This is a genomic window from Nonomuraea sp. ATR24 (genome assembly GCF_041950485.1).
Classification (GTDB): Bacteria; Actinomycetota; Actinomycetes; order Streptosporangiales; family Streptosporangiaceae; genus Nonomuraea; species Nonomuraea ceibae.
The window spans coordinates 146,905-165,171 of the sequence record NZ_JBGNUU010000003.1 but is presented as its reverse complement, the minus strand read 5'-3'; the positions used below and the strand labels follow the sequence as shown (position 1 = coordinate 165,171).

Here is an 18,267-nt window from a genome sequence, read left to right as displayed (position 1 = left end):
GGCGGTCAGCGGCCGGAGAGCTCGTCGACCGCGGTGCGGACGTCGTCGCTGGTGATCGTGGTGAGGTCGGCGGAGCTGGCCGACTCGCCGCGCGAGGCCAGCGCGGCCAGCCGCACGTCGCGGCGCATGGCCGCGCGCTCGAACAGCGACCTGGCGAAGCGGCCGTTGCCGAGCCCGTCGATCAGCCGCTCGCCGCACACCCAGGTGAACACCTCGTCGAGGTCGCCCAGCGCCTCCTCGTCGAACCGGTCGCCCGCCTGCTCGGCCAGCAGCACGGCGATCTCCGACAGCTCGCGCGGCGCGTAGCTGGGGAAGGTCACCCGCTGGTTGAACCGGCTGGCCAGGCCCGGGTTGGAGGCCAGGAAGACGTCCATCTCGCGCTGGTAGCCGGCCAGCACGATGACGAGCCGGTCGCGGTCGTCCTCGGCCCGCTTGAGCAGCGTCTGCACGGCCTCGGCGCCGAACGCGTCGCCGCCCGAGTAACCGGGATTGACCAGGCTGTAGGCCTCGTCGATGAACAGCACGCCGCCGAGCGCCCGGTCGACCAGCTCGTTCGTCTTGATCGCCGTCGCGCCCAGGTGCTGGCCGACCAGGTCGGCGCGGTGCGCCTCGACCACGTCGGGCCGGGCCAGCAGGCCGAGCGCGGCGAACACCCGGCCCACGACGCGGGCGACGGTCGTCTTGCCGGTGCCGGGCGGGCCGACGAACACGAAGTGGCGCGTCTGCGGCGGCGTCGGCAGCCCGCGCTCCTGGCGCATCCGGGCCACCTGGAGCTGGGCGGCGATCGCGTGCACCTGCCGCTTGACCGGGGCCAGCCCGGCCATCCTGTCGAGGTCGGCCAGCGCCTCCTCCAGCGTGGGCGTGGCCACGTAGCCGCGGAAGCGGGCCGTCAGCTCGTCGAACGCCTTGGTCACGTCGGCGGTCGTGGTCGTCACCAGGTCCTCGGTGGTCGGAGTGCCGCCCGCGCCGACCACGCGCACGTCACGGGCCTGGGCGGCGGCCTCGACCAGGCTGCGCGCGAACCGGGCGTTGCCCAGCTCGTCGACCAGGCCGCGCCGCTGCACGTCCTCGAACATGCCGAGCAGCGCCGCCCTGGCCTCCGGGCGCATGGTGTCGCCGCGCTGCCGCTGGAGCAGCTCGGTGATCTCGGCCAGCTCCCCGGCGGAGTAGGTGGGGAAGCGCACGCGCGTGGCGAAGCGGCTGGCCAGGCCGGGGTTGCTGGACAGGAACGCGGTCATCTCCTGCTCGTAGCCGGCCAGGATGATGATCAGCCGGTCGCGGTCGTCCTCGGCCCGCTTGAGCAGCGTCTGCACGGCTTCCGCGCCGAACCGGTCGGGCTGGCCGTCGGAGGAGTTGATCAGGCCGTACGCCTCGTCGATGAACAGCACGCCGCCGAGCGCCCGGTCGACCAGCTCGTTCGTCTTGATCGCCGTCGCGCCCAGGAACTCGCCGACCAGGTCGGCCCGCTGCCCCTCGACCACGTACGGGGTCTCCAGCAGGCCGAACGCGTAGAAGATCTTCGCGAGGGTACGGGCCACGCTGGTCTTGCCGGTGCCGGGCGGGCCCAGGAAGACGAAGTGGCGGGTGGGACGCCCGGCCGTGTAGCCCGCCTCGGCGCGCAGCCGGGACGCCTCGATGGAGGCGGCGATCGAGCGGACCTGCTCCTTGACCGGGGCCAGCCCGATCATGCCGTCGAGCTCGGCCAGCGCCTCCTCGACGGAGATCTGCGGCAGCGCGGGCGCCTTGTCGGCCACCGGCTCCGGCCTGCCCTCGCGCGCCCGTACGCGGACCTGCTCCTCGGCGGTCAGCTCGGACCTGGCGCGGCGGGCCAGCAGGAAGCGGTAGCCGAGCACGGCGGCGGCGGCGCCATAGGCGACCCAGACGGCCAGGCTCTCGGAGACCAGGGAGACGGCGGCGGCCAGCGCCCCGGCGGGCACCAGCGCCAGCAGCGCCGTCACCCAGGGCGCCACCCACCGGATCAGGTGCGCCCCCGCGGCCACCGGCAGCGCCAGCAGCAGGAGCAGCGTCGAGGTGAACGGTGCCTGAAACAGCACCTCGAACACGGGCACCAGGCACGCCCATGCGGCCACCACCAGCAGCGTCGCGGCGGCGCGCGGGAAGTGCAGCGCCAGCGCGATGAAGGAGAGCGCCGCCATCGTGAGCAGGAAGGTCTGGAACAGCTGGCCGCCCAGCGCCGCGGACACGCCGACGGAGCCCACCAGGACGACCACGTACATCACCCGGCGGGCGGCCGGCGGAAGCCGGAAATAGCGCACGCGCACCTGTTCGAACAGATCCCGCACCGCGGCCCGCCCCGCCGCCCGGGTCCTGCTGGACTCCTGCATCACGCCTCCCCGGTCCGCCCCTGGTTATACCGCACCGGGCCGTCGATTGGGCGGACCTGACACGCTAGGTGGAGCTGACGAAAGCGGCGATGTGCCGGCCGAGTTCGGCGCCCGCGTCCTCCTGGAGGAAGTGGCCGGCGCCCGTGATGACCGGATGGGCGCGGCCGGCCGCCCCCGGCATGGACCGGCGCAGGACGGGCGCCATCCCGGCGGTGATCGGGTCGCCGTCGGAGAAGGCGACGAGAAAGGGCCGGTCAAGCGTGGTGAGGACCTGCCAGGCGGCGCGGTTGGCGGCCGAGGCGGGGTTGTCCGGCGCGTACGGCACGAGGCCGGGCATCGCCCGTGGGCCCGCTTTGTACGACTCGTCCGGGAAGGGGGCGTCGTAGGCGGCGCGTACCTCCGGCGGCAGTTTCGTGGCGCAGCCCGATTGGACGAACCTGGCGATGTCCAGCTCCGGCGCGGACGCCACCGCGTCCTTGAACCGGTGCCACACCTCCGGCATGGGATTGTCACCCGTCGGCAACCCCGTGTTGGCGGCGACGATCCTGGCCACGCGTCCGGGGTGCTCGGCGGCCAGGCGCAGGCCGATCAGCCCGCCCCAGTCCTGGCCGACGAGGGTGACGCCGGTCAGGCCGAGCGCGTCGTACAGCAGGGCGCGCGTCCACTCGACGTGCCGGGCGTAGCTGTGGTCGCCCTGTTCGGCCGGTTTGTCGGAGCGGCCGAAGCCGATGAGGTCCGGCGCGATCGCGCGCAGCCCGGCGGCGGCCAGCTCGCGCATCACGTCACGGTAGAGGTACGACCAGGACGGCTCGCCGTGCAGGAGCACCACCGGCTCCCCGTCGGCGGGCCCCGCCTCGGCGTAGGCCATCCGCAGCCCGTCGCCCACGTCGGCGTAGCGGGCCTCGTACGGGAATCCGGGCAGATCGGCGAACCGATCGTGGGGGGTGCGGAGGATTCGCATAGAACAAGATTCTATGCAGCGGCCCCGGCGCCGCCCAGGGATCGGGCCGCGAACGGTATTCCGGATCAACCGATACCGCTACACCCATCGGGTGACATGGCCTAAGCTGCCACGCAAGTTCATGCGGGCCCGCTTGCGCACGGATCGGCCTGCAAGGAGGTCCATGACCGTCACCCAGGCCGCGCCCCTCGCCCGCCGCGCCGACCACGAACCCCGGGACAACCGCTGGGCCGTCCTGGTCCTGCTCTGCCTGAGCCTGCTGCTGATCACGGTCGACGCCACCGTCCTGCACATCGCGGTCCCCGCGCTCACCGCCGCCCTGGAGCCGTCGGCGGTGCAACTGCTGTGGATCGTGGACGTCTACTCGCTGGTCGTGGCCCCGCTGCTGATCATGTTCGGCTCGCTCGGCGACCGCTACGGGCGCAAGCGGCTGGTGCTGGCGGGGTTCGTGCTGTTCGGCCTGGCCTCGGCGGCGGCGGCCCTGTCGACCACGCCGCTGGCGCTCATCCTGTCCAGGGCGGCGCTCGGCGTCGGCGGCGCGATGATCATGCCGGCCACGCTGTCGCTGATCCGCCAGGTGTTCACCGACCGGCGCGAGCGGACGATCGCGCTCGGCGTGTGGAGCGCCGTGGCCGCCGCGGGGGCGGCCGTGGGCCCGCTGGTCGGCGGCCTGCTCGTCGGCTGGTGGTGGGGCGCGGTCTTCCTGGTCAACGTGCCGATCCTGCTCGTGCTGCTGCCCGCCGCCGTGCGCCTGCTGCCGGAGTCGCGCGGGCGCGCCGGTCACCCGTGGGACGCGCCCAGCGCCGCGCTGTCGGTGCTGGGCATCCTGGCGTTGGCGTTCGGGCTGAAGGAGGCGGGCTCGGGCAGCCTGATGCCGTTCGGCGCGGCCGTGGCGGTGTTCCTGACCGGGGTGGCGCTGCTGGTGTGGTTCGTCAGGCGGCAGACCCGGCTGGCCGCGCCGCTGCTGGAGGTCGGCCTGTTCCGGCGGCGGGCCTTCACCACCGGGGTCGCCGGGGTGCTGCTGGGCGTGTTCGCGCTGGTGGGGCTGCAGCTCATGCTGGCGCAGTACCTGCAGCTCGTGCTGGGCGACAGCGAGATCCGGGCGGCGCTGCGGATGCTGCCGCTGGTCGTCTCGGCCGTCGCCGGCGGGCTGGCGGCGGCGCACCTCCTGCCCCGCCTCGGCATGCGCGCCACGATGAGCGGCGGCCTCGGCCTCGTCGCGCTCTCCCTGACCCCGACGCTGACCTGGGGCGTCGAGAGCCATCCGGTCATGCTGGCCTGCTGCTTCGTGGGCATCGGGTTCGGCGTCCAGGTCGCGCTGCTGGCCGCGTCCGACACGATCATGTCGGCGGCCCCCGAGTCCCAGGCGGGCGGCGCCGCCGCGATCGAGGAGACCGCCTACGAGCTGGGCGCCGGTCTCGGCGTCGCCGTGCTCGGCACGATCACCACCATCGTGTACGCCCCCGCGCTGCCGGCCGTGCCCGGCGTCCCCGGCGCGGACATGGACCAGGCCAGGCAGTCGCTCGCCGGCGCCGCCCACGTGGCCGACCGGGTCGGCGGCAGCGCCGGCCACGCGCTGCTCGACGCGGCCCGCTGGGCCTTCGTCAACGCCCTGCACACGACCGTGGTCGTGAGCGTCGTCCTGCTCAGCCTGACCGCCGTCGCCGTGGCCATGCTGCTGCGCCGTGATTGAGGTGTGTGATGTCCCGATTAGGGCAGACAACAACCGTGAGACAGGCCCTCCGTGATCTCGCCGCGCTCGTCGCCCGTGTGGGCGTGGGCGGCATCTTCTTCGCCAACGGCTGGCGCAAGCTGGAGATCGGCCTGGCCCAGACCGGGGTCCAGTTCCAGTCGCAGGGCGCCCCCGCACCGCGGGCCTGGGCCACGATCACCATGATGACCGAGCTGATCGGCGGCGCGCTGCTGATCGCCGGGCTGATGGTGTCGGTGATGGGGCTGATCCTGTTCGCCGAGGCCGTGGCCGTGCTGACGGTCGCGATGCCGCTCAACCCGATCACGGTCAACGAGCTCATCCTGCTGGGGGCGACCTCGCTGTTGCTCGCCGTGGTGGGCGCGGGGCGGCTCTCGGTGGACCACATGGTGGTGATCCGGCGCAGGGAGTCGGAGGCGGCCGGCGAGTTCGCGGCCGACCAGGAGGCCGACGCGGTCATCGCCAGCCTGCGCGACCCTGACGCCCCGCCGCGCCCGTCCACCCCCGCGCACCCGACCACCCCATCGCGCCCGGCCTCCCCGCCGGAGCAGGCCGACGACCCCGCACCGCCGCCCAGGACGCCGCCCAGGACACCGCCCGCAGCCAAGGGCGCGACGGCGGCCAGGGGCAAGTCCTCGGCCGAGCCCGCGCCGGACGACACGGCCCCGCACCCGCGACCCGGCCGCACGGACCCCGAGCCCGCCGGTGAGCCCGGCTCCTCCCCCGGCGACACGCTGGTGGCCGGGCGGAAGAAGCCGCCCGCGCGGGGCCGCCGGACGACCTCGGCCGACTAGGCGGCCGGCGCCGGGGCGCGCTTCTTGAGCGGTTTGATCACGCCCTGGGTGAGCGCGATGGCCGCCAGGATGATCAGCGCCCCGACCGGCTGGTTCCACGTCAGGCCCTCGTCCAGCACGAGCACGCCCGACAGCGCCGCGAACACCGGCAGCAGGTACGTGACGGTCGAGGTCGTGGTCACCCCGGCCTGCTTCTGCACCCAGTAGAGCAGCAGGTACGCCACCCCGGTGCCGAGCCCGCCGAGCGCCAGCAGGCTCCACCAGACGTCCGCGGTCACGTCGGTGTCGACCAGCGGCACCCCGGCCAGCAGCGTGATCACCCCGAGCTGCGCGGTCCCGCTGAGGAGCTGCCCGGTGGCCAGCACGACCGGCGGCTCGCTGCGCCGCCCGGTGACGAACCGCCCCAGGTACGCGCCCCCGATCCCGTAGCACAGGGCCGCGCCGAAGCAGGCGAGGCTGCCGCCGAGCTGCCCGCCGCTGATCGGCTGCCACACGCCCAGCACCACCATCACGCCCGCGAACCCGGCGCCGAGCCCGGCCATCCGCCCGGCGGTCGGCTTCTCGGCCCGCAGCAGCAGCGTGAAGGCCAGGGTGCACAGCGGCGTGGTCGCGTTCCAGATCGACGCGACGACGGAGGACACGTACTGCTCCCCGTAGGCGAACAGCGTGAACGGGAGCGTGGTCAGCACCACGGACGCGACCTGGAAGTGGCCCCACAGCCGGGGGTCGCGCGGCAGCGCGCGGCGGCTGACGGCCAGCGCGGCGAGCAGCACGGCGGCGCCGACGGCCATCCGCCCGAACGACACCTGCAGCGGATGCAGCTCGGTGACGGCGACCTTGATGAAGAAGAAGCTGTTCCCCCAGACGGCCGCCAGCACCAGGAACGCCGGCAGCCACCTCCCTGCTCCGTTGCCGCGCACCCGCGCCCTCCCTGTCATCAGAACCAGGAGGAGCGTAACGACCCACACAGATCCAAAACGATAGGGATATTTCCCTATTTATGGTCGCGCCACAGCGCCCTCAGGCACTGGCGCCGGCCATGACGCGGTCGACGATGCCGCGGGTGCCTTCCTGCCGGGCGCAGTGGGCGCAGCAGTACCAGTGCTCGCCGGACTGGACGCCGTGGCCGATGACCTTGGTGCCGCAGTGCTCGCAGATCGGCGCCATGGCCTGGATCGCGCACTGGAAGGAGTCGAACGTGTGCACCGCGCCCTGGGCGTGCACCTCGAAGGACATGTCGTAGTCGTTGCCGCAGTTCTCGCAGACGGCCATGGTGATCCCCCTTGATCTCGGAGCGCCGGTGGCATTCCGCGCTCAAGGGTTTCCTCTCCCCGATGCGGCGCCCTATTCAGGACCCCGGGAAGCGACGGCCAGGACGACCAGCGGCAGCGCCAGCAGCCCGATGGCCGCGAGCGCGGCGGGCAGGCCGAGCCAGGCGGCGAGCGCGGCCATGAGCAGCGGGCTGACCACGAAGCCGGTGTAGGAGATGGCCGACAGGGCGGAGACCTGCGTGCCGGTGGGGTCGCCGGCGGCGGCGCGGCTGAGCATGGCGGGCACCACCGGGCCCAGCGCCAGCCCGGTCAGCGCGAACCCCGCCAGCGACAGGGCGGGCGTCCCGGCCAGGCCCGCCAGCGCGATGCCGCCGCCTCCTCCGAGGCCCGCCACCAGGTAGAGGACGCGCTCCGGCAGGCGCGGGAGGGCGTGCACGACGAGCCGGCCGGCGGTGAGCGCGGCCATGTAGGCGGCGGGTGCGGCGCCGGCCAGCAGCGGCGAGGCGCCCTGGTGGGTCTCCAGCAGCAGCGCCGACCACTGCTCGACGGCGTTCTCGACGGCGAGCACCCCGGCCGCGAGCACGCCGAGCACGACCGCCGCCGTCCAGCGCCGCCGGTGCCCGTCGCCGCCGGAGGGGGCCGGGCCGCGGCCGGGCGGCAGGGCGAGCGCCGTCGCCGCCGCGGCCAGCATGATCGCGGCGGCGGTCACCAGCACCGCCGTCGTCCCGGCGCCGAGGTCGCGGGCCAGGCCGGTGGCGGGCGCGGCGACGATGACCGCGACGGGGAAGGCGGCGTGCACCGGCTGGAAGAGCCCGCGCCCGCTCTCGCGCTCGGCCCGGCCGGTGGCCAGGTTGAGCGCGATGTCCAGCGCGCCGCTCGTCGCGCCGACCGCGAGCAGCGCCGCCGCGAGCTGGGCGGGCGTGTCGACCCGGCCGACGGCCAGCACGCTCAGCGCGAACAGGGCCGAGCACAGCGCCAGCGCGCCCCGCTCGCGCCCCCGGGCCAGCCGCCCGGCCAGCGCCATCGCCGGGATCGCGCCCACCGGCGTGGCCGCCAGCGCCAGCCCGAGACCGGCCGTGGACGTGCCGAGGTGCTCCTTGACCGCGGGCAGCAGCGCCGACCAGGACCCCCAGAAGACGCCCCAGGCCGCGCACACGGCGACGAGCGGCGGGAGCGGATTTCTCATCCCCTGGATTGTCACATCCGGCCGCCCCGGAACCGTCATCGTGCACGAGCCCGCCCGATTCCGGAGGTGTGCGCTGACCCAGCGGCCCTCTCCGCCTGCGCGCCGCCCGGCAGCCCCTAGAAAGGGGCGCGGACCCGCAAATGCCTTGAGCGGCCCCGCAAGCGGGCGCTAGGTTGTCGGCAACCACCCGTCAAGCGGCACGGCGCACACTCGCGCTGTGACCACCGGGGAAGGGGCCGACGATGCGACGAGTGCGGATCAGCAAGCCGGCGAGCAGCCGGCGCCCGGACCAGAACACGGATCAGAACGCGGACCAGAACACGGACGCCGACCTGCGGACTCCGTCAGGCCGCCGACTTCCCTACTGACACACCGCTTACACCCGTCTTACAGAGGTATCTGTAGATAACATAGGTAACAAGAACATCACGGGGGGCTCACGTTGAAGAGGCTAGTGGCAGTGCCGCCGCGCGTCGCCAGGCACAAGATCCGCGACATCGGCTCGGCAGGCCGCCGCCATGTCCAGGGACGCGATCCCAAGGTCGTCGACCTGCGCGCCTACACGGGCCGCAACGTGATCCGCTTCCCCGGCGGCCCGGCTCCGGCCGCCTAGCCGTAGAGCTTCTTGGTGTAGGAGGCCTCCGCGTAGTAGGACTCCAGCTCGGCCAGCGACTCCTGCGTCACCTGCACCTCCTTGACGAGGGCGGCGTGGGAGGGCAGCGGGTCGGGGCCCCACTGCTCGGGCTTCCACAGGGCGCTGCGCATGAGCGCCTTGGCGCAGTGGAAGAAGATCTGCTCGATCTCCACGACGAGCGCCAGCTTCGGCCGGTGTCCCTTGACGATCATCTCGTCGAAGAACGGCGCCTCGCGGATCAGCCGGGCCCGGCCGTTGACGCGCAGCGTCTCGTTGCGGCCCGGCAGGAAGAAGATCAGCCCGGCGTGCGGGTTGGACAGGATGTTGCGGAACCCGTCGGCCCTGCGGTTGCCGGGGCGATCGGGGATGGCGATCGTGCCGTCGTCGATCACGTACGTGAAGCCGGCGGGGTCGCCCTTGGGCGAGACGTCGCAGTTGCCGTCGGCGTCGGAGGTGGCGATCAGGCAGAACGGTGAGGCCGCCAGCCACTGGCGGTCACGTTCGTGCAGGCGGGTGCGCTCCTTGGTGGCCGCTCGCGGCATCACCTCGCCCAGCAGCTCGCGCAGCTCGTCCTCAGACCGGATCTCCGCCCAGCTCATCTGTTCTCCCTTCGGGGGCCGGCGACCATTGTCGCAGGGCCCCTCACATCACCAGCGGCGGGCCGCCGCCATCGCGTTGAGCAGCGGGTCGCGCTCGGCGGCGAACCGGTCGGGCGGCAGGTGCTCCCGTTCGGCGCGCAGGTGGAGCATGACGAGCTCGGTGGCCGCCTGCTGGTAGTCGCTCATCGCGCGGCCGAGCCCGGCGGCCCTGGCCTGGCGGCGGGCGGTCCGGCGGGCCGGGATGCTGGTCAGCATGCGGATGTCGGCGTCGGTGACCAGCCCGGTCCGCTCGTAACCGGGCAGGTAGGCGCCCATCCGGGCGACCAGGTGGCGGCGCTCGCGCGCGGTGATCCCGATCAGCGCGACGAGCGCCACCATGATCACCAGGTACGCGCCGCCGAGCCAGGCGAGTGAGCCCGTGACGGCCGCGCCGTTCCAGAGCCCGTGCAGGAAGACCGCGCCGAGGTAGCCGAGCGGGATCGCGGCGTAGCGGGCGGCGTTGCGCCGGGTCAGCGCGTACGCCACCCCGACCCCGATGAGCGAGGTGTAGATGGGGTGCCCGAGGGGGTCGATCAGCCCGCGGATCACGAAGAGCTGCAGGGCCGCGCCGACGCCCTCCTCGCCGAACGCCGTCAGGTAGTAGCCGACGTTCTCCACGGCGGCGAACCCGAGTCCGGCCATGGACGCGTACACGATGCCGTCGGTCAGCCCGTCGATCTCCCGGCGGCGGCGCAGGAGCAGCACCAGCGCCGCGCCCTTGAGCGCCTCCTCGATCACCGGCGCGAGGAAGACGGCGCCCATCGCGTCGACGGTCTGCGTGCCGTAGCCGGCGCGGGCGAACAGCGCCTGCCCGGCCACGGTGAGCGCGATCGCGATCACCACGGCCACGCCGGCGCCCCAGGCGAAGGCGAAGGCGAGGTGGAGCTTGGGCTCTGGCTCCAGCCGGTCGAGGGAGAGCACGGCCGCCAGCAGCACGGGCAGCGGCGCCACGGCCAGCACGGCCGACAGCCCGAACCCGGCGGGACCGCCGGCCACCAGCAGCACCACGAGCACGCCGAGCGCCAGCAGGCTGGAGATCACCAGGGCGATGATCAAAGCTTTGCTGGGACGCTGGGCGAGCATGACGGAGCGTGTCGGAACGGTCATGCACCCACTATGGCGGGCCCGGTTGCCGTTCACTTGCGGGGTAGTGAGTGGTCATGAGGATGTTGTACGAGCGTTGGCTGCTGGAGATGTGGAACGGCGATTTCGAGCTCGCCCACGAGCTGGTCACCCCGGACTTCGCCGGGCACTGGCCGGGCCGGGAGGTGCGCGGCCCGGCGGAGCTGGTGGAGGTGCTGCGACAGGGGCACGAGCCGTTCGGCGACGTGTCCGTCACGCTCGACGTGGGGCCGGTGGTGGACGGCGACCTGGTGGCGGCCAGGTGGACGTTCGCCGGCTCCTACCGGGGCGGCATGCCGGGCGCGTCGGCGGCGCCGGGCACCCGGATCGCCTTCAGCGGCCACGATCTCCTGCGGGCCGAGGGCGGCCGGTTCGCCGAATACTGGATCATCTCCGACGTCCAGACTTTCGCCAGGCTGCTCGGCATGGGCTGACCCCTTGCCAGACGGGTCAGAGAGGCTTACGATCCGCGTAATTGTTAGGAAACTTTCCTTAAAGAAGGGTTCCGTACGTGCGCCGATTAGCCGCCCCCCTGATCGCCGTGCTCGTGATCGTCGCCCTGTGCGCTCTTCCCGCGCAGGCAGCGAGCCGCCTCGTCGCCGTCTTCTCCCTCTCCGGCACCACCGGGACGTTCGTCGTCAGCAACCCCGGCACGACCTCCGTCACCGGCTGGTCGATCGTCTTCGACCTGCCCGCCGGGGTCACCGCGAGCAGCCCCCAGAACGCCACCCTCCGCCAGACCGGCACGAAGGTGACGCTCACCCCCGCCTACTACATCAACACCATCCAGCCGGGCCGCAACACCGAGCCGTTCAGCCCCAAGTTCTCGCTGAGCGCGGCCGCCCAGCCCGCCAACTGCACGATCAACCGGGCCAACTGCGACGGCACCGGTGAGGAACCGCCCGCCCCGCCGCCGGTCAGCGCCACATACGAGGTCACCGGCAGCTCGGCCAAGTTCGTCGTCGCCAACAACGGCACCGCCGCGCTGAACGGCTGGTCCATCGTCTTCGACCTGCCCGAGGGCGTCACCGCGAGCAACGCGCAGAACGGCTCGCTCAGCCAGACCGGCCGCACGGTGACCCTCACCCCCGCCCACTACAACACCAACGTCGCGGCGGGCGGCACCACCGAGCCCTACAGCCCGGCCTTCACCGTCAGCAGGTCAGGCGCCGAGCCGACGAGCTGCCGCATCAACGACGTGAACTGCGACGGCACCCCCGACGCGCCGCCCGGCGCGCCCGGCAACCTGCGCTCCCCGGTCAAGACGACCAAGACCGTCTCCCTGGCCTGGGACGCCGCCACCCCCGGCAGCCTGCCGATCACCGGGTACGAGGTCTACAACGGCACGGAGCGGGCCACCACGGTCACCGGCACCACCGCGACCGTCACCGGCCTGACCCCCAACACCTCCTACACGTTCACCGTCAAGGCCAAGGACCGCAAGGGCACGCTCTCGCCGGCCTCCTCGCCGGTGACCGTGCGGACCAACAACCCGGCGGACGACACCCAGGCGCCCACCGCCCCGGGCAACCTCCGCAGCACCGGCAAGACCTCCTCCAGCGTCACGCTCGCCTGGAACGCCGCCACGGACAACTCCGGCGTGGCCAGCTACGAGGTCTACACCGGCACCACCCTGGCGACCACCGTCACCGGGACCACCGCGACGGTCTCCGGGCTGTCGCCGTCCACCAAGTACACGTTCACGGTCAAGGCCAGGGACCTGTACGACAACATGTCGCCGGCCAGCGCCGCCGTCGAGGTGACCACCGCGGACATCGTCGAGAACGGGCACGCCCGCGTCGGCTACTTCGTCCAGTGGGGCATCTACGGCCGCCAGTACTTCGTGCGCAACCTCGACACGAGCGGGGCCGCGGCCAAGCTCACCCACATCAACTACGCCTTCGCCAACATCGACCCGGTCAACCTGACCTGTCTGCAGGGCGTCACCAAGGGCACCACGCAGAACCCGCAGGACCCCAACCAGGGTGACGGCGCCGGTGACGCCGAGGCCGACTACGGCAGGCCGTTCAGCTCGGCGCAGTCGGTGGACGGGGTGGCCGACACCGGCTGGGAGAAGCTGCGCGGCAACTTCAACCAGCTCAAGAAGCTCAAGGCCAAGCACCCGCACCTGAAGGTGCTCATCTCGCTGGGCGGGTGGACGTACTCGAAGTACTTCTCCGACGTCGCGGCCACGGACGCGGCGCGCAAGAAGTTCGTCTCGTCCTGCATCGACATCTACATCAAGGGCAACCTGCCCGTGTACAACGCGGCGGGCGGTCCGGGGACCGGGGCCGGCATCTTCGACGGCATCGACCTCGACTGGGAGTGGCCGGGCGCCGAGGGGCACCCGGGCAACCACATCAGCCCGCAGGACAAGGAGAACAACACGCTGCTGATCGCCGAGTTCAGGCGGCAGCTCGACGCGCTCACCCAGACCACGGGCAAGCGTTATGACCTGACGGCCTTCACCCCGGCGGACCCGGTCAAGATCGAGGCCGGCTGGGACCTCCCCGAAGTCGCGAAATATCTGGACATCTTCAACGTCCAGGGCTACGACTTCCACGGGGCCGGCAGCGACAACTCCTGGGAGCCGAACCGAACCGGCCACCAGGGCAACCTCTACCTCGACGCCGACAGCCCGTACAACCCGGACTTCAGCGTGGAGAAGGCCGTCGACGTCTACCTGGACGCGGGGGTCAACCCGAGGAAGATCACCATCGGGCTCGCCTACTACGGCCGCGGCTGGCAGCAGGTCGCCGACGGCGGCAAGTTCGGCGAGTGGCAGTCGGCCGTCGGGGCCGCTCCCGGCCAGTTCCAGGAGGAGGCCGGCACCCGCGGCTACAGCAACCTGCTCGCCTCGGTGCCCGGCTGCACGGTCAGGCACGACGAGGCCGCGGTCGCCACCTACTGCTACACCGGCAACAACGGGCAGTGGTGGAGCTTCGACGACGTCTGGTCGATCCAGAAGAAGACCGCCTGGCTCAAGAGCAAGGGCCTGCTGGGCGCGATGGTGTGGGAGATGTCGGGCGACACCGCCTCCGGCACCCTCACCAACGCGCTGGACGCCGGCCTGCGCCAGTAGAAGCGTGCCGGTGGCGGGTGAATTCCGGGCACCCGCCACCGGCCGTCCGCTCGTGCGAGAGTCGGAGGCATGGACCACCTCGCGCACTTCCGCAAGGAGACCACCGCCTTCGCCGCCGCCGCCCGCTCAGCCGGTGCCGCCCTGGTGCGGACCTGCCCCGGCTGGGCGGTGGCCGACCTCGTCCGGCACTTGGGCGGCGTGCACCGCCACGTCGCCCACCTGATCGCGAACCGGCTCACCGAGCCGCCGGCCTCGCCCGGCCCGGCCGTCCTCGCCCTGCCCGCCGACACCACCGGCTGGCCCAGGCCCGGCCACACCCCCACGACCGGCCCGCTGCCGGACAGCCTGGTCACCTGGTTCGCCGAGGGCGCCGCCGCCCTGGCCGGGCAGTTCGCGAGCGCCGGGCCCGGCACCCGGGTGTGGACGTGGTCGCAGGACCAGAGCGTCGGCTTCTGGCTCCGCATGCAGGCCATCGAGGCCGCCGTCCACCGCTGGGACGCCGAGGACGCCGCCGCCCCCGCCACCGCCCGGCCCGTGGACGGCTCGCTGGCGGCCGACGCGATCGGACAGACCTTCGAGGTCATGGCCCCGCTGCGCCGGGCGATGGCGCAGGCTCCGCCGGGCACGGGCGAGACGTACGCCTTCCGCCGCGGCGACGGGCCCGGCACGTGGACGGTCCGCTTCGACGGCGACGACGTGCGCCTCACCGAGGGGCCCGCCGACGTGGAGCTCAGCGGCACGGCCTCGGACCTGATGCTCTGGCTGTGGCAGCGCGTCAGCGCCGACCGGCTCGCGGTGCGCGGCGACCGGGCCCTGCTCGATCGCTACTTCACCCTCGTCCCGCCGCTCTGAGCGCCCGCGCCCGCATGGGCCGGGGACCCGGGCGCGCCCGGATCCCCGGATGTCGTCAGCTGCAGCCGCTGGTGGAGCCGCAGCCCTCGCAGACGTAGCAGCTGCCCGCCGGGCGCATCTTGGTGCCGCACGTCATGCAGAGCGGGGCGTCGGCCGTGAAGCGCTGGTGGCTCTCCAGCGTCAGCTCCTTGGACGGCTCCGGCTTCGGCTTCTCCTCGATGGGCGCCGACTGGGCCAGCGCCTCGCGGTCGACCGTCTCCTGCAGCGCCGCCGGGTCCTCGCCGCGCTGCTGCGCCGCCCGCTCGGCCGCCGAGAAGATGCCCAGCGCCGCCCGCTCCTCGTAGGGCAGGTGGTCGAGCGCCAGGCGGCGGAAGATGTAGTCCATCACCGACGTGGCCATCCGGATGTCCGGGTCGTCCGTCATGCCCGCCGGCTCGAACCGCATGTTGACGAACTTGCTCATGTACGTCTCCAGCGGCACCCCGTACTGGAGACCGATGGAGATCGCCACCGAGAAGGCGTCCATGACGCCCGCCAGCGTGGAGCCCTGCTTGGACATCTTGAGGAAGACCTCGCCCAGCCCGTCGTCCGGGTAGGACGAAGCGGTCATGTAGCCCTTGGCGCCGCCGACCGTGAAGCGGGTCGTGGTGCTCGGCCGCTGGTTGGGCATCCGGCGCCGGGTCGGCCGGTTGACCTCGATGACCTTGACCTCGGGCTCGGCGTCCGGCTTGGCCTCGTCCTTCTTGGTGCCGCCGGCCGACAGCGGCTGGCCGACCTTGCAGTTGTCGCGGTAGACGGCCAGGGCCTTGAGACCGAGCCGCCAGCCCTCCATGTAGACCTGCTCGATGTCGTCGATCGAGGCCGACTCGGGCAGGTTGACGGTCTTGGAGATGGCGCCCGACAGGAACGGCTGCGTGGCGGCCATCATCCGCACGTGGCCCATGGGCGCGATCGCCCGCTCGCCCATCGCGCAGTCGAACACCTCGTAGTGCTCGTGCCGCAGGCCGGGGGCGTCGACGACGTGGCCGTGCTCGGCGATGTACTCGACGATGGCCTCGATCTGCTCCTGCTGGTAGCCGAGCTGCCGCAGCGCACGCGGGATCGTCTGGTTGACGATCTGCATGGAGCCGCCGCCGACCAGCTTCTTGAACTTGACCAGCGCCAGGTCCGGCTCGATGCCGGTGGTGTCGCAGTCCATCATCAGGCCGATGGTGCCCGTCGGGGCCAGCAGGCTGGCCTGGGCGTTGCGGTAGCCGTTCTTCTCGCCGACCTTGAGGCACTCCGACCACTGGCGGGTCGCCTCGGCGTGGATCTTGGCGTCCATCGAGCCGATCGTGCGCAGCCCGTCGTTGGCGGAGGCGTGCTTGCGCATCACGCGCTTGTGCGGCTCGGCGTTGCGGGCGTAGCCGTCGTACGCGCCCACGACCCCGGCCAGCTCGGCGCTGCGGCGGTAGGACACGCCGGTCATCAGCGACGTGATCGCCCCGGCCACCGCCCGGCCGCCGTCGGAGTCGTACGCGTGGCCGGTCGCCATCAGCAGCGCGCCCAGGTTGGCGTAGCCGATGCCGAGCTGGCGGTAGGCGCGGGTGGTCTCGCCGATCTTCTCCGTCGGGAAGTCGGCGAAGCAGATCGAGATGTCCATCGCGGTGATGATCAGCTCGGTCAGCTTGACGAAGTTCGCGACGTCGAAGGAGTCGTCGTCCTTCAGGAACTTCAGCAGGTTGATGCTGGCCAGGTTGCAGGAGGAGTTGTCCAGGTGGACGTACTCGCTGCACGGGTTGGAGGCGGTGATGCGACCGGTCTCGGGGGTGGTGTGCCAGTCGTTGATCGTGTCGTCGTACTGCACGCCCGGGTCGGCGCACTCCCACGCGGCCTTGGCCATCTTGCGGAACAGGTCGCGGGCGTCGACGGTCTCGATCACCTCGCCGCTGAGGCGGGCGCGCAGCCCGAACTCGCCGCCCTTCTCCACCGCGCGCATGAACTCGTCGGAGACGCGCACCGAGTTGTTGGCGTTCTGGTACTGGACGGAGACGATGTCCTTGCCGCCCAGGTCCATGTCGAACCCGGCGTCGCGCAGCGCGCGGACCTTGTCCTCCTCGCGCGCCTTGGTCTCGATGAACTCCTCGATGTCGGGGTGGTCCACGTCGAGCACGACCATCTTGGCGGCCCGGCGGGTGGCGCCGCCGGACTTGATCGTGCCGGCGCTCGCGTCGGCGCCGCGCATGAACGACACGGGGCCGCTGGCGGTGCCGCCGCTGGAGAGCAGCTCCTTGGACGAGCGGATGCGCGACAGGTTGACGCCCGATCCGGAACCGCCCTTGAAGATCACGCCCTCTTCCTTGTACCACTCCAGGATCGACTCCATCTGGTCGTCCACGGAGAGGATGAAGCACGCCGACACCTGCTGCGGCGACTGGGTGCCCACGTTGAACCAGACCGGCGAGTTGAAGGCGAACACCTGGTGGATCAGGGCGTGCTTCAGCTCGTGGTCGAAGATCTCGGCGTCCTCGTCGGTGGCGAAGTAGCCGTGCTCGACGCCCGTGCGCGTGTAGACGCCCACGACGCGGTCCACGAGCTGGCGCAGGCTGAACTCGCGCTGCGGGGTGCCGACGGCGCCGCGGAAGTACTTGGTCGTCACGATGTTGGCGGCGTTGACCGACCAGAACTCGGGGAACTCGACTCCCCGCTGCTCGAAGTTGACCGAGCCGTCGCGCCAGTTGGTCATGACGACGTCACGGCGCTCCCACGTCACGTCGTCGTACGGATGCACGCCGGGCTTGGTGAAGATCCGCTTCATCTTCAGGCCCTTGCGCGGGCGCTTTCCACCGTTTCCTCCGCGCGTGACTGAACCGCTGGCCGTCTCCGTCATGACTCCCCCTTCTCCGCCTTCAACTGAGAGATCTCGGCTTCGAAGTCCGCCAGGCTTTCGAAACCGCGATATACCGATGCGAAACGCAAATAGGCCACCTCGTCGAGCGCGCGCAGCGGCCCGAGGATCGCCAGCCCCACCTCGTTGGAGGGGATCTCCGCCGCACCCTTGGCGCGGATGGCCTCCTCCACGCTCTGGCCGAGCTGGGCCAGCGAGTCCTCGCTCACCGGCCTGCCCTGGCAGGCCCGCCGCACGCCCGCGACGACCTTGTCCCTGGAGAAGGGCTCGGTCACCCCGCTGCGTTTGCTCACCATGAGGAGTACGGTCTCCTGGGTGGTGAAGCGTCGCCCGCAGTCGGGGCACGTGCGACGGCGTCTGATCGCCGCGCCGTCCTCCGTGGAGCGGCTGTCGATGACCCTCGTGTCGGGGTGGCGACAGAACGGACAATGCACGCGCGTACGCCTCCTCGGACCCCGGGTCACCACATGCGCCGAACCCGCGCCCCGGTACGCTCGCGCACACTCCACGGCTGTCCGTGGAGCGGTCGCGTAAACACAAGGTGTGGTGAACTACATCGGTGTAACTACTAGATGTTGTGGTCCAACCGTAGAAGCGCGCGACCATGAACGCAAGTTGAGCGACCCCCCGCCGCGGAAGTCGCTGATCAGGCGCGGCACTGCCGCCCTCCCCGGGCGTGTCGCCCCGGCGGTGTCACATCCGTCACCGCAGCGGTCCCCTGTCACGCCGTTTGCGCCCCCGCTCGCGCGTGAACCAGCGTCACACCGCTTCCCCCGTGTGACGC

Annotated in this window: 15 protein-coding genes; 6 read left to right on the top strand and 9 right to left on the bottom strand. The window is 72.0% G+C overall.

Going from position 1 to position 18,267, the window contains the following annotated elements; all coding sequences use genetic code 11:
- Window positions 1-5 precede the first annotated feature (5 nt).
- Both ACBI99_RS08440 and ACBI99_RS08435 read right to left on the bottom strand, forming a co-directional pair.
- On the bottom strand, window positions 6-2,345 hold the full coding sequence (locus tag ACBI99_RS08440; RefSeq protein WP_375072030.1) for an AAA family ATPase: 2,340 nt from the start codon (window positions 2,343-2,345) through the stop codon (window positions 6-8).
- A gap of 64 nt (window positions 2,346-2,409) precedes the next feature.
- Window positions 2,410-3,306, bottom strand: a complete 897-nt coding sequence (locus ACBI99_RS08435) for a haloalkane dehalogenase (protein ID WP_375072029.1) — start codon at window positions 3,304-3,306, stop codon at window positions 2,410-2,412.
- 163 nt (window positions 3,307-3,469) lie between these two features.
- Here ACBI99_RS08435 and ACBI99_RS08430 point away from each other — a divergent pair, with 163 nt between their 5' ends.
- Window positions 3,470-4,999: an MFS transporter gene (locus ACBI99_RS08430; RefSeq protein ID WP_219510300.1), complete on the top strand. Its 1,530-nt coding sequence runs from the start codon at window positions 3,470-3,472 to the stop codon at window positions 4,997-4,999.
- A 35-nt stretch (window positions 5,000-5,034) separates the two neighbouring features.
- Window positions 5,035-5,811 (top strand): DoxX family membrane protein, encoded by a 777-nt coding sequence (locus ACBI99_RS08425; protein ID WP_375072028.1) that lies wholly within the window; start codon window positions 5,035-5,037, stop codon window positions 5,809-5,811.
- On the opposite strand, the gene ACBI99_RS08420 is transcribed toward ACBI99_RS08425, so the two are convergent.
- The 3 genes from ACBI99_RS08420 to ACBI99_RS08410 form a co-directional block, all read right to left on the bottom strand.
- Entirely contained in the window at window positions 5,808-6,731 is a 924-nt protein-coding gene (locus tag ACBI99_RS08420) for a DMT family transporter (protein ID WP_375072027.1), read from the bottom strand. The two genes, ACBI99_RS08425 and ACBI99_RS08420, sit on opposite strands and share 4 nt — an antisense overlap.
- Before the next feature lie 100 nt (window positions 6,732-6,831).
- The gene (locus tag ACBI99_RS08415) at window positions 6,832-7,083 is read right to left on the bottom strand and encodes a hypothetical protein (protein ID WP_219508345.1); all 252 of its coding nucleotides are present in this window, start codon (window positions 7,081-7,083) and stop codon (window positions 6,832-6,834) included.
- A 72-nt stretch (window positions 7,084-7,155) separates the two neighbouring features.
- Window positions 7,156-8,268: an MFS transporter gene (locus ACBI99_RS08410; RefSeq protein WP_375072026.1), complete on the bottom strand. Its 1,113-nt coding sequence runs from the start codon at window positions 8,266-8,268 to the stop codon at window positions 7,156-7,158.
- A 442-nt stretch (window positions 8,269-8,710) separates the two neighbouring features.
- On the opposite strand from ACBI99_RS08410, the gene ACBI99_RS08405 reads away from it, so the two are divergent.
- Complete coding sequence (locus ACBI99_RS08405; protein WP_219508351.1) at window positions 8,711-8,881, top strand: hypothetical protein; 171 nt, start codon at window positions 8,711-8,713, stop codon at window positions 8,879-8,881.
- On the opposite strand, the gene ACBI99_RS08400 is transcribed toward ACBI99_RS08405, so the two are convergent.
- Both ACBI99_RS08400 and ACBI99_RS08395 read right to left on the bottom strand, forming a co-directional pair.
- Window positions 8,878-9,501, bottom strand: coding sequence for a pyridoxamine 5'-phosphate oxidase family protein (locus tag ACBI99_RS08400; protein WP_375072025.1), 624 nt, complete (start codon window positions 9,499-9,501; stop codon window positions 8,878-8,880). The genes ACBI99_RS08405 and ACBI99_RS08400 overlap by 4 nt on opposite strands.
- Window positions 9,502-9,549: 48 nt before the next feature.
- Entirely contained in the window at window positions 9,550-10,647 is a 1,098-nt protein-coding gene (locus ACBI99_RS08395; protein ID WP_375072024.1) for a PrsW family intramembrane metalloprotease, read from the bottom strand.
- 53 nt (window positions 10,648-10,700) lie between these two features.
- On the opposite strand from ACBI99_RS08395, the gene ACBI99_RS08390 reads away from it, so the two are divergent.
- From ACBI99_RS08390 to ACBI99_RS08380, 3 genes are all read left to right on the top strand, one after another.
- Window positions 10,701-11,096 carry an ester cyclase gene (locus ACBI99_RS08390; RefSeq protein ID WP_219508341.1) on the top strand — a complete coding sequence of 132 codons (396 nt, stop codon included), beginning with the start codon at window positions 10,701-10,703 and terminating at the stop codon, window positions 11,094-11,096.
- A gap of 77 nt (window positions 11,097-11,173) precedes the next feature.
- A complete protein-coding gene (locus ACBI99_RS08385; protein WP_375072023.1) occupies window positions 11,174-13,744 on the top strand; it encodes a glycosyl hydrolase family 18 protein in 2,571 nt (856 codons plus the stop codon).
- Window positions 13,745-13,813: 69 nt separating this feature from the next.
- On the top strand, window positions 13,814-14,596 hold the full coding sequence (locus ACBI99_RS08380) for a maleylpyruvate isomerase family mycothiol-dependent enzyme (RefSeq protein WP_375072022.1): 783 nt from the start codon (window positions 13,814-13,816) through the stop codon (window positions 14,594-14,596).
- A 55-nt stretch (window positions 14,597-14,651) separates the two neighbouring features.
- On the opposite strand, the gene ACBI99_RS08375 is transcribed toward ACBI99_RS08380, so the two are convergent.
- Both ACBI99_RS08375 and nrdR read right to left on the bottom strand, forming a co-directional pair.
- Window positions 14,652-17,465, bottom strand: a complete 2,814-nt coding sequence (locus ACBI99_RS08375; protein WP_375072021.1) for a vitamin B12-dependent ribonucleotide reductase — start codon at window positions 17,463-17,465, stop codon at window positions 14,652-14,654.
- Window positions 17,462-17,917, bottom strand: coding sequence for a transcriptional regulator NrdR (gene nrdR / locus ACBI99_RS08370; protein ID WP_219508337.1), 456 nt, complete (start codon window positions 17,915-17,917; stop codon window positions 17,462-17,464). The genes ACBI99_RS08375 and nrdR overlap by 4 nt, the downstream gene beginning before the upstream one ends.
- Window positions 17,918-18,267: the final 350 nt, after the last annotated feature.